10 protein-coding genes, 1 tRNA gene and 1 rRNA gene are annotated in these 11,616 nt (G+C 66.9%); 9 read left to right on the top strand and 3 right to left on the bottom strand.

All coding sequences use genetic code 11. From position 1 onward, the window contains the following. Window positions 1–8: 8 nt before the first annotated feature. The 3 genes from mscL to K1X59_RS14330 are packed head-to-tail and all read right to left on the bottom strand — an operon-like array spanning window position 9 to window position 1,340. Window positions 9–431, bottom strand: a complete 423-nt coding sequence (gene mscL, locus K1X59_RS14340) for a large conductance mechanosensitive channel protein MscL (protein WP_183150558.1) — start codon at window positions 429–431, stop codon at window positions 9–11. Window positions 432–455: 24 nt separating this feature from the next. Further along, complete coding sequence (locus tag K1X59_RS14335) at window positions 456–728, bottom strand: FmdB family zinc ribbon protein (RefSeq protein WP_183150557.1); 273 nt, start codon at window positions 726–728, stop codon at window positions 456–458. 15 nt (window positions 729–743) lie between these two features. Continuing rightward, a complete protein-coding gene (locus K1X59_RS14330; protein ID WP_220173527.1) occupies window positions 744–1,340 on the bottom strand; it encodes a 5-formyltetrahydrofolate cyclo-ligase in 597 nt (198 codons plus the stop codon). A 41-nt stretch (window positions 1,341–1,381) separates the two neighbouring features. Between K1X59_RS14330 and galU the strand changes: the two genes are divergently transcribed. The 9 genes from galU (at window position 1,382) to K1X59_RS14285 (ending at window position 11,602) form a co-directional block, all read left to right on the top strand. After that, the gene (gene galU, locus K1X59_RS14325) at window positions 1,382–2,269 is read left to right on the top strand and encodes a UTP--glucose-1-phosphate uridylyltransferase GalU (RefSeq protein ID WP_183150556.1); all 888 of its coding nucleotides are present in this window, start codon (window positions 1,382–1,384) and stop codon (window positions 2,267–2,269) included. Between the two features lie 50 nt (window positions 2,270–2,319). Then, window positions 2,320–2,931, top strand: coding sequence for a GNAT family N-acetyltransferase (locus tag K1X59_RS14320; protein ID WP_258566861.1), 612 nt, complete (start codon window positions 2,320–2,322; stop codon window positions 2,929–2,931). 91 nt (window positions 2,932–3,022) lie between these two features. Further along, window positions 3,023–3,868 carry a hypothetical protein gene (locus K1X59_RS14315; RefSeq protein ID WP_183150554.1) on the top strand — a complete coding sequence of 282 codons (846 nt, stop codon included), beginning with the start codon at window positions 3,023–3,025 and terminating at the stop codon, window positions 3,866–3,868. A gap of 52 nt (window positions 3,869–3,920) precedes the next feature. Continuing rightward, window positions 3,921–3,993 (top strand) — tRNA-Ala (locus K1X59_RS14310). Window positions 3,994–4,074: 81 nt separating this feature from the next. Then, window positions 4,075–4,860, top strand: coding sequence for a GntR family transcriptional regulator (locus K1X59_RS14305; RefSeq protein ID WP_309491659.1), 786 nt, complete (start codon window positions 4,075–4,077; stop codon window positions 4,858–4,860). Window positions 4,861–5,020: 160 nt separating this feature from the next. Next, window positions 5,021–7,897, top strand: coding sequence for a LamG-like jellyroll fold domain-containing protein (locus K1X59_RS14300; RefSeq protein WP_220173525.1), 2,877 nt, complete (start codon window positions 5,021–5,023; stop codon window positions 7,895–7,897). A 151-nt stretch (window positions 7,898–8,048) separates the two neighbouring features. Beyond that, entirely contained in the window at window positions 8,049–8,150 is a 102-nt protein-coding gene (locus K1X59_RS14295; RefSeq protein ID WP_220173524.1) for an LPXTG cell wall anchor domain-containing protein, read from the top strand. Continuing rightward, window positions 8,147–9,541 carry a HupE/UreJ family protein gene (locus tag K1X59_RS14290; protein WP_258566860.1) on the top strand — a complete coding sequence of 465 codons (1,395 nt, stop codon included), beginning with the start codon at window positions 8,147–8,149 and terminating at the stop codon, window positions 9,539–9,541. The genes K1X59_RS14295 and K1X59_RS14290 overlap by 4 nt, the downstream gene beginning before the upstream one ends. A gap of 537 nt (window positions 9,542–10,078) precedes the next feature. Next, window positions 10,079–11,602: ribosomal RNA gene (locus K1X59_RS14285) — 16S ribosomal RNA — on the top strand. Window positions 11,603–11,616 lie beyond the last annotated feature (14 nt).

The following is an 11,616-nucleotide window of genomic DNA, read 5'->3' as shown; positions in this document are numbered from 1 at the left end:
CGAGAGCGTCAGGCTCCGCGCTGTGCCTTGAGCAGGTCGCGGATCTCGACGAGCAACTCGGCCTCGGTTGCTGCAGCCGGCTCTTCTTCCGGCTCTTCGGCCGGGGTGCCCTTGCGGGCCTCGACGTGCGCCTTGAACGTGTTCATCGGCAGGACGAAGACGAAGTACACGACGGCGGCCACGGCGAGGAAGCTGATGATCGCCGTGATCAGGTCGCCGATCGGGAACGTGACGGTCTCGCCGTAGATGTTCGGAACCTGGATGCCGAATTCGCCTGCGGCATCCGCCTTGAGGAACAACGAGATGAGCGGGTTGATGATGCTGTTCACGACGGCCGTGACGATCGCGGTGAACGCCGTGCCGATGACCACGGCGACAGCCAGGTCGATGACATTGCCGCGCAGCAGGAAGTCCTTGAAACCTTTGAGCATGGGAACCCCCAACGGATCTGGGCCTCAGGAAGAGGCCGGAGTCGACGCAGCAGCCGGCTTGGCGCTTGTCGTCGATTCCGCCTTCGATGATGCCGAAGCATCGGAGGAACCACCGGATTTGGCGCGCGAGTCCGTGCGATAGAAGCCGGATCCGTTGAAGGTCACGCCGATCGACCCGTACTGCTTGCGCAGTGTGCCCCCGCACTCGGGGCACACGGTCAGCGCGTCCTCGGCGAAGCTCTGCACGGCGTCGAACTGGTGCCCGCACGACGTGCAGGCATAGGCGTAGGTGGGCATGGGCGTCCTTGCGGTTCAGCGTCGCCGAGGCGACAGGGTGAGGGTCTGCGACGGGGTGACGACGCCGTTCACCGGCTGGTCGTGCACCTCTCGCGGAAGTTCGTCGAGTACCTCGGAATCATAGATGACCGCGTACACCGGAGGGCATTTCTCCATCGAGCCGATCGTCTTGTCGAAGTAGCCGCGTCCCCAGCCCATGCGCATGCCCGTGCGGTCGACGGCTGCGGCCGGGACGATCATCAGGTCCACGTCGTTCACCGCGATCGGGCCGAGCACCTCGCCCGTGGGCTCCGGCAGCCCGAACAGGCCCTCCGACACCTCGTCGTCGTCGGTGGCGACGGCCCAGTCGAGCAGTCCGTCCGCTCGTGTGACGGGGAGGAGCACGCGGATGCCGCGGCGCACCGCCCTCGTCACGAAGTCGCGGGTGCCCGGCTCCGTGGTCGTGGAGAGGAAGCACGAGATGGACCGTGCCCCGAGTTCGTCGATCAGCGCGTCGAGGCGCTCGCCGATCGCGGCGGCCGCGGCTTCGCGCTGGGGATCGGAGAGCAGCTGGCGTCGTTCGCGCAGCTCGGCGCGGAGCGCACGCTTGGCGTGTTCGACGTCATTCGACATGGCTCCGAGTCTAGGGCGACGCTCACCGCTAGGCTGGGAGGATGGCTGACCACAAGATCAAAGCCGTCATTCCCGCGGCAGGACTGGGGACGCGATTCCTCCCCGCGACGAAGGCGATGCCGAAAGAGATGCTTCCCGTCGTCGACAAGCCGGCGATCCAGTACGTCGTCGAAGAGGCGGCCGATGCGGGCATCGAAGACATCCTCGTCATCATCGGCCGCAACAAGAACGCGATCTCCAACCACTTCGACTCCGTGCCGGAGCTCGAGGTGAAGCTGATGGAGAAGGGCGACACCGGCCGTCTCGAGCGCGTCATGAAGTCCAGCGACCTCGCCGACATCCACTTCGTGCGTCAGGGCGAGCCGAAGGGACTCGGACACGCGGTGCTGCGTGCACGCACCCACGTCGGCGACAGCTCCTTCGCCGTCCTCCTCGGCGATGACCTCATCGACGAGCGCGACCCGCTGCTGACCGACATGATCGCCGAGCACGAGCGCACGGGAGCCGCGGTGATCGCGCTGATGGAGGTCGACCCCGACAGCATCCACATGTACGGCGCCGCTGCCGTCGAACCCCTCGAGGGATCGGACGCGGTCAGGGTGACGGGTCTGGTCGAGAAGCCCGCCAAGGAGGACGCTCCCTCCAACCTCGCGATCATCGGTCGCTACGTGCTCCCGGCGTCCGTGTTCGAGATCCTCGAGCGCACCGAGCCGGGCAAGGGTGGAGAGATCCAGCTCACCGATGCGCTGCAGGAGCTCGCGACCGCCCCCGACGGCCCCGGCGTCGTCGGCGTCATCTTCGGCGGACGCCGCTACGACACGGGTGACCGCGTCGACTACATCAAGGCGATCGTGCAGCTGGCGTCGGACCGCGACGACCTCGGCCCCGAGCTGCGGCCCTGGCTGAAGGAATTCGCGGAACGCCTCTAGGCGACCCTGCGAACGTCGAACGTCGGTGCGGCATGGATCTGGCGGCGGGAATGCGACACGGACCGATTGAACTGCGCCTCGTCCGCGCCAAGGACGCTCGGCCGCTGCAGCATGAGCTGCTCGCCAACCGATCGTGGCTCCAGCCATGGGAGGCGACGGTCCCGTACGGGTCCGTGTCGTTCGACATGAGGCTCAGCATCCGTCGCCTCCTGCAGCAGTACCGCGACGGTTCCGGGTACCCGTTCGTGATGGAGTACGACGGCGAGGTCGCCGGACAGCTCAACGTCTGGGGCGTCGCGCGCGGTTCCCTGTGCTCTGCGACCATCGGGTATTGGGTGAGCGAGCGGTTCGCCGGACGGGGGATCACCCCGACGGCGGTCGCGCTCGCCACGGACGCCTGCTTCACGGAGTACGGGCTGCACCGGATGGAGATCTGCATCCGGCCCGAGAACGCCGCGAGTCTGCGCATCGTGCAGAAGCTGGGGTTCCGCTACGAGGGGCTGCGTCGCCGGTACATCCACATCGACGGTGACTGGCGCGACCATTATGCGTTCGCGCTGACGAGAGAAGACGTGCCGCAGGGAGTGCTCGCGCGGTGGCTCAGCGGTCAGGTGCCTCCCGACGCCGCGACGGTGCCGCCCGCCGACCACATCGCCCTCTGACGCGGCTTTCTCGCACCGATCGGGACGGACTCGCCGCGACACGCGCCCCTCTGCACGGCCCAGCCCCCTCCCTGCCCTTAGCGTTGTCGATATGGACGGGCCGGTGCTGAGCGGGGGAGTGATCGTGCTCGTCGCCGTGCTCCTGTGGATGCTCTATCTGCTGCCGTCGTGGCGTGGACGATTCCAGTACAACGCCGCCGAACGCAACGCAGTGCGTCTGAATCAGGCCCTCCGCGTCCTCGCCGAGACGAGCGAGACTCCCGATGAGGTACGCATCGAGCTCAACGCGCGCAGCGCCCTCGCCCAGCAGAAGCTGGCGAAGCGCGTGCAGTCGGAGCGCGAGGCCGCGGAACTCGAGGCCCTGCGAGAAGAGCTCGCGGCGACCAGGGCCGATCCGGTGATCCGTCGTGCTCGCGCTCGTCGACGGGTCCGCGCCACGGCCACCACGACGCTCCTCGTCGGCGTCGCCCTCACGGGCCTCGGCGTCTGGCAGCTTCTCGCCGCGTCCTCGACCGTACTGCTGTGGATCGGCGGGGCACTCGTCGTGCTGGCGGGGGTCACCCTGCAGCGCATGGCCTCGGTCTCGCAGCGGGTCGCGCGTGCCACGCACGCCGTGACCGCACCCGCGGCACCGCGCGTCGCCCCCGAGCTGCACGACCAGGGCCCTGCGACGTGGACTCCGCGTCGACTTCCGGAGCCGCTGGTGTCGGTGGCCGGTTCCCGGGCCCAGGCCGCACAGGCTCAGATCGATGCACAGGATGAGCGCCGCAAGGCGGCGCGAGTCGCTGCTCTCCGCGAGCGTGCGGAGCAGATGGCGCCTCCCGCTCCCGCACAGCTCCCCGCCGCGCCGTCGCCGTACGCGCGGATGGGATTCGTCGACGACGCCGAGATCGAGGCGCACGTCCGCGAACTCCTCTCCCGTCGCGCTGCGGGCTGACCCGTGGCGACGCGAGCAGCTCGTCGATCGTGATAGCGTAGAACTCGTTCACGGGCCTATGGCGCAGTTGGTAGCGCGCCTCGTTCGCATCGAGGAGGTCAGGGGTTCGAATCCCCTTAGGTCCACAGAACACGGAAGCCCCCGGCCAGCGCCGGGGGCTTCCGTCGTCTCCGCCTCGAACCGCTGAGCGCCGGCGTTAGAGTGAGCTGTGCTGTCGCAGACGGAGAGCGTGTCGCTCGAGATCGACATCGCCACGGGCCGGCCTCGCGCGGCGCGATGAGCGAGGTGCTCGGGCGTCTGCGGGAGCAGATCCTCGACGGGACGTATCCCGTCGGATCCGGCCTTCCCAGCGAGGTGGTGAGCTGGCAGCCCTGCATGGGGTGTCGCGTCGCACGATCCGCACCGCGCTCGCCGCACTCGGCAGGCAGGGCCTCGTGGAGTCGCATCGGGGCTCGGGCTGGTTCGTCCAGCCCAGCCAGCCCCAGGGCTTCGACCGGATGCGGTCTTTCACGCAATGGGCGCGCAGCCGCGGGCGGGCTCCCGGCGGACTCGTCGTCGCGCGCGGCACGAGGACGGCGACGATGCGCGAAGCCCGGCTGCTGGCGGTCCGCACGGATGCTCAGGTGATGACCTTCACCCGGGTACGCACGCTCGACGGCCGACCCGTCATGGTCGAGCGCTCGACCTGGGCGCCGTGGGTGCTCCCGCACATCGCGGACGTCGCCGACGATATCGTCTCGACGACCCGAGTGCTCGCGGATGCCGGGATCGTGGTGTCGTCGGGCAACCACCGGATCGAGGCCGTGCCGGCCGGGACGGAGGACGCCCGTCTGCTCGGCGTCCGACGATCCAGCCCGCTCCTGCAGGTGCGACGTGAGACGTTCGCGACGAACGGGCGTCCCGTCGAATGCGCCGAGGACCGGTACGTCCCGCACACCATCTCGTTCGAGGCGCAGGCCTTCGGCGCCGCGGCGATCCCCGGCGACGACTGACCCGTCAGAGGTCGCCGCGCCCACTGTGCGCACCGGGTCGCCCGGTTCCTGCGGTCGACGATCCTCGACATCCGGGCGTCAGCCGTCGTTCACCCCGATGTCATGTTCCGGCGGTCGATTGGGAGCGTCCGAATTCTTCTCGTCTCACAGAGGATGCTCCGTGTCTCGTCGCAAACCGCCCACCCCGGATTCACTCGTCTCCCGTCGCGCCCTCGCGCGGCTCCTGCGTCCCGCTTCGATCGCTGTCATCGCTGCCTGCGTGCTCGTCCCCGCGATCCCCGCGGCCGCGGCCGCGGAGACGGCCGACCCGTCACCGTCGCCGAGCGCGATCGTCGCGCCGGACGACGACGCGACGCCCGCTGAGACCGGCGGCGTCATCATCCGCGTCGACGGCGAAGCTCCGGAGGGCGGCGAGGTGGGACGCGTCGTCGTCATGCCGGGCGCTTCCGCCAGCGATGTCGACGGTTCTGCGGACGAGCTCGTGGTCGCCGTGACCGACCCGGAGGGCGTCGTCACGATGCTCTCCGCCGATGATGCCGGTGAGTACCGGTTCACCCCGAGTGCGGCGGGCGACTACCTCGTCGCGTACTCCGTGAGCGACGCCACGGGGGGAGTGAGCGAGGAGACCCGCACGGTATCGGTCACAGGCGCGCCGGTGGAGCAGACCGCCGCCGCACCCCTCGTCAGTGCAGCACCGGCCGTCGAGGCCGATGGCCCGGACGTGCGATTCTCGGCGATCGGCGACATCCACGACAACTGGGGCGAGCTCGCAGAGGCGTACGACTTCTGGAAGCAGGAGAACGTGCAGACCGCCCTCTTCGTCGGCGACCTGACCAACAGCGCGACCCCCGAGGAATTCGACGGCCTGAAGCAGACGATGGATGCGAAGGCAGGCCTCGGCATCCCGGCGATCGCCTCCCTCGGCAACCACGACGTCGCGGGCATCTCGTCATACGACCTGTTCACGCAGGCGACGGGCGGACAGAAGCCGAACGCCGACTACACGGTCAACGGCTACCACGTCATCACGGTCTCGCCCGGCAGCGGCACGATCGATCCGGACACCGGCAAGCCCTCCGGGGCGAGCAGCGGCAACTACGCGTATGCCGCGGCCTGGCTGCAGCAGCGGCTGACGGCAGCGACCGCGGAAGACCCGACCAAGCCCGTGATGGTGCTGGTGCATCACCCCCTCCAGTGCACGCACTACGTCTCGAACGAGTGGTACGGCACCGGGCTGTCCAGCGGCTGCGGCGACGGGTTCCAGTCCGTGTTCGACGACTTCCCCCAGGCGGTCGTCTGGGGCGGACACATCCATACGCCGCAGAACATCCCGACCTCGATCTGGCAGGGACAGGAGAACCGCTCGGGCGAGCGGTCGACGCAGGGCTTCACCACGGTGAACGCACCGCCGCTCGCGTACTACGAGTTCGAGTCGGGTGTCGTCAACTCGAGTCCGACCAGCCGCGGCAACGACACCACACCCGACGACGCCGGCGACAACCGGCAGACCGCCATCGTGGAGATCACCGGCACCGTCGTGACGATCAAGAACTACGACCTGCTCGCGGATCAGTGGATCGACCAGACCTGGACCTGGGACGTCGCCGCCTCGGTGGACGAGACCAAGACCTACGACGAACGCTTCCCGTTCAACAACACCCTCCGCGCGAGCGAGTCCGCCGGTCCCGTCTGGGGGAGCGACGCCGCGGTGACCGTCGATGAGATCTCCGGCTCGAAGGCCATGGTGTCTTTCCCGCAGGCCACCCCCGCCCCGAACACGGTCGGTGACATCGTGCACAAGTACCGCTACCAGACGGTCGACCTCGCGACCGGTGCCGAGGTGAACTCCTTCCTGCAGTGGTCCGGGTTCTACAACCTGCCCATGCCGACCGACCGCAGGCACGAGGTGTGGAATCTCCTTCCCGGTCGCGAGTACGAGGTGCGAGTGACCCCGATCAACGCGTGGGGCAAGGAGGGGACTGCGCTCACGGCGCGGTTCACGAGCGGAGACTCCGGGGAGGGCGAGGCGCCCTTCGACCCGAGTGCTCTGACCTTCGACGACCTGCGTGCCGAGGTGCCGAGCGCCGATCTCCTGGACGTCGGCTTCGCTGACGGTGTCGCGACGGATGCGTCTCCGGCTGCTCGCCCATTGACGCCAGGAGCCGATACCCGCTTCGAGGATGACGCCGATGTGCAGGCACAGGTGGCTGTCGGGGCGGAGGGCGCAGCCACCGGCATCCGCACGCCGAAGTGGACCGACGACGAGTACGCCGCCCTCCAGGACGGGTTCACGCTCGATGCGACCTTCCGTCTCGACTCGATCTCCGGCAGCTACGTCGATGTGTTCGGAGGCATGCAGAGCGGCGGCATCGGTCTCGAAGCCGTCGGAACCAGCGCCACGACGTACGACCTGCAGTTCTGGTACGCCTCGCCCCGCCCCGTCGTGAGCCTGGAGTACGGGCAGTGGTACCACGTGACCGCCTGGTACGACGGCACCGACGCCCGGCTGTATGTGGACGGCATCCGCAAGACGGAGTCGGAGGGCGTGTCCTTCTCGGTGAAGCCGTCGTCGGCCGACGCCCGCTACATGGTGATCGGCGGAGACGCGAACCCCTCGGGCTCGCTCGACGACTCGACGATGGATGGTCGTGTCGCCGGCGTCGAGATCTACAGCGACCCGCTGTTCGACAAGGACGTGTACCGCGTGGCGATGCGGGAGCTGACCTCGCTCGACACGATGCCCCCGCTCCTGCGTGTCGACCCCGAGCCCGCGGGCGACGCTGTGGTCGGCACCGCGTACACCGCTCCGGCGGCCGAAGCCGTCGACAACTCCGGTCGTGTGACCGCGGCACTCGAGGTCACCGATCCGTCCGGCGCCCCGTCGCGCTCGGTGAGGGCTTCGCCGGGTCGCGCGCCTTCGCGGCCGCCGCCACGGGTGAGGGCTACACGTTCACCCCGACCGTCGCGGGGACCTACACGCTCACCTACGTCGCGACAGACGCGGCGGCTCGGCAGAACCAGGTGTCGTTCACCGTGACGGCGGCGACTTCCCCGGTGGGGAGAACCCCGGTGGGGAGAACCCCGGTGGGGGGAACCCCGGTGGGGAGAACCCGGGTGGTGGCGGGATCGCAGGTCCGGACTCGGGTTCGGGCGGCGCCTCCACGGATCCGCTGGCCACGACGGGTGGAATGCTGCCAACGCTCGCGGTCTTCGCCGGACTGCTGCTGCTCGCCGGCGGCGGCGTCCTGCTCCGGCGTCGTCTGCCGCGTCGCTCGGAGGACGTGGCGTGAGACCGCGCGGTCGAGGGCGCACCGCCACGAGCCGTCGACCGGCGGCGCGGACCGCGCTCGCCGGAGCCCTCGCCCTCGCCGGGGCCGTCGTCAGCGTGATGCTGTCGGCGGCCCCGGCCGCGGCCCACAGCTATTCCGCGACGGTCTATGCGGATGTCTCGGAGCCGGAACGCGGTGTGGTGCGGTCGGTGCTCGACATCGAGTACGTCCTGCTGGCGACCGACGGCGCGCGCGCGATGGGCGACGCCGCATTCGAACAGGAGGCGTACGCGGATGTGCAGGCCGAGGGGCGCGATCCGGCGAAGCTGACCCCTGCGGTGCTCGAAGATCACTCCGACACCGTGGAGGGGTACGTGCTGCCGCGGTTCTCCGTGGCAGTCGTGGACGACGGGAAGGCGGGTGAGCCCTGCCCGAACGAGATCGTCGCTCCCTTCGAGATCGTCCTCCGCGACGGAGTGCCGCACGCGCGCCTGGTGATCGAGGCCGACTGCTCGTCGATGGTCGATCCGATGCCCGTGCCGTACGAGATCAGCACGGCGCTGTTCCCCGGGACGGCTCCTGGCGGGATGACGACGACCATCGTCGACTACGACGTGCGCTCGGGCGCAGGCGTCGCCAGCCTCGACACGGACACGAACCCCACGATGGTCACGACGACCGACTGGGGATCGCGGATGGGGGAGTTCCTCGTCCTCGGTGCGGAGCACCTCCTGCTCGGACCGGACCATCTGCTGTTCCTGCTGGCCCTGATCGTCGGCTCCCGACGCCTCAGGGACATCGTGCTGGCGGCCACGGCATTCACCGTCGCCCATTCCCTGACCTTCATCCTCGCAGCGCTGGGGTTCGTGAGCATTCCGGCGGGGGTGGTCGAACCGGCCATCGCGCTGTCGATCGCCGTTGTCGCGCTGTGGGAGATGCGGCGCTTCCGTAGCGCCAGGCGAGCTGATGCTCAGACGATACGCGCCGACGGGGGCAGGGGAAGCGACGCGGCGGATGTCGACGATCCGGGAACGCCTCTCGTCGGCGGGACCGCGACCGCCGTCCGGGAACGGGCGCAGACGCGCACCGCCGTGGCGTCCCCTCGAGCGAGCGCGTCGTTCTCCCGGGGAGATCTCGTGCGCATTGCCGTGGTGTTCGCGTTCGGACTCATGCACGGCGTGGGATTCGCCGGCGCCTTGGGGATCGACGAGCCGTTCTCCTGGGACCTGCTGGGTGCGCTGCTGGTGTTCAACGCGGGGATCGAGCTCGCGCAGCTCCTGGTGATCGCTCTGGTCTTCCCGCTGTTCGTGGTGGCGCGCCGCCGCGTACCGTCGCTCGGGTTCTGGATCGCCGGTGTCGTCGCCGCGGTCGGGTTGTTCTGGTTCGTCGAGCGGCTGGTCGGAGCGGGCTGAGAGGAGGGTGCTTCGGCCCTCTCGAACGCGCCGGAGCACCCTCCGAACGCTCGACACGCCCGGGCGACGCCCGTGATTTGCCCGAACCCCGGAACCCACGTAAGTTATTACCTGTTCGCCCCAAACGGTTGAGCGGAGGTCCTCGGACCGGCTCCCGTCAAGCATCGAACACCTCCCGAATCCAGAACCGCTCCTCGGAGCGAAGAGGGTGAAGGAACTGCCTCGTTTCCACGAGCAGGTCGCCGGAAGGCGATTTGACAAAGGAAATGAGATCAGTAAGATAGAGAAGTTGCCCTGCGGGCCTGGCTGTGATGGCTGGGTCGTGGGAGCATCCGATCCTTGAGAACTCAACAGCGTGCACTTGTCAAATGCCAAATTATCCTCGTCTCCACTTCGGTGGGGGTGAGAATTCCTTTGGATCAAAGACCAATCCCTTTCGGGGGGTTGGCATTGGATGAAGTCAGCAATGAATTTGTCTCTTTGGTCAGCATCAAACTCGCTGCGTCACCGTTTTCCCGGTGGGGTATGCATTTCTTTTTTACGGAGAGTTTGATCCTGGCTCAGGATGAACGCTGGCGGCGTGCTTAACACATGCAAGTCGAACGGTGAACACGGAGCTTGCTCTGTGGGATCAGTGGCGAACGGGTGAGTAACACGTGAGCAACCTGCCCCTGACTCTGGGATAAGCGCTGGAAACGGCGTCTAATACTGGATATGTGACGTGATCGCATGGTCTGCGTCTGGAAAGAATTTCGGTTGGGGATGGGCTCGCGGCCTATCAGCTTGTTGGTGAGGTAATGGCTCACCAAGGCGTCGACGGGTAGCCGGCCTGAGAGGGTGACCGGCCACACTGGGACTGAGACACGGCCCAGACTCCTACGGGAGGCAGCAGTGGGGAATATTGCACAATGGGCGCAAGCCTGATGCAGCAACGCCGCGTGAGGGATGACGGCCTTCGGGTTGTAAACCTCTTTTAGCAGGGAAGAAGCGAAAGTGACGGTACCTGCAGAAAAAGCGCCGGCTAACTACGTGCCAGCAGCCGCGGTAATACGTAGGGCGCAAGCGTTATCCGGAATTATTGGGCGTAAAGAGCTCGTAGGCGGTTTGTCGCGTCTGCTGTGAAATCCCGAGGCTCAACCTCGGGCCTGCAGTGGGTACGGGCAGACTAGAGTGCGGTAGGGGAGATTGGAATTCCTGGTGTAGCGGTGGAATGCGCAGATATCAGGAGGAACACCGATGGCGAAGGCAGATCTCTGGGCCGTAACTGACGCTGAGGAGCGAAAGGGTGGGGAGCAAACAGGCTTAGATACCCTGGTAGTCCACCCCGTAAACGTTGGGAACTAGTTGTGGGGTCCATTCCACGGATTCCGTGACGCAGCTAACGCATTAAGTTCCCCGCCTGGGGAGTACGGCCGCAAGGCTAAAACTCAAAGGAATTGACGGGGACCCGCACAAGCGGCGGAGCATGCGGATTAATTCGATGCAACGCGAAGAACCTTACCAAGGCTTGACATATACGAGAACGGGCCAGAAATGGTCAACTCTTTGGACACTCGTAAACAGGTGGTGCATGGTTGTCGTCAGCTCGTGTCGTGAGATGTTGGGTTAAGTCCCGCAACGAGCGCAACCCTCGTTCTATGTTGCCAGCACGTAATGGTGGGAACTCATGGGATACTGCCGGGGTCAACTCGGAGGAAGGTGGGGATGACGTCAAATCATCATGCCCCTTATGTCTTGGGCTTCACGCATGCTACAATGGCCGGTACAAAGGGCTGCAATACCGCGAGGTGGAGCGAATCCCAAAAAGCCGGTCCCAGTTCGGATTGAGGTCTGCAACTCGACCTCATGAAGTCGGAGTCGCTAGTAATCGCAGATCAGCAACGCTGCGGTGAATACGTTCCCGGGTCTTGTACACACCGCCCGTCAAGTCATGAAAGTCGGTAACACCTGAAGCCGGTGGCCTAACCCTTGTGGAGGGAGCCGTCGAAGGTGGGATCGGTAATTAGGACTAAGTCGTAACAAGGTAGCCGTACCGGAAGGTGCGGCTGGATCACCTCCTTTCTAAGGAGCATCTG

This window comes from Microbacterium sp. Se5.02b (genome assembly GCF_019464375.1).
Lineage (GTDB): Bacteria > Actinomycetota > Actinomycetes > Actinomycetales > Microbacteriaceae > Microbacterium.
Note: the sequence above shows the minus strand (reverse complement) of the source record. Positions and strands in the feature narration are given on the sequence as shown.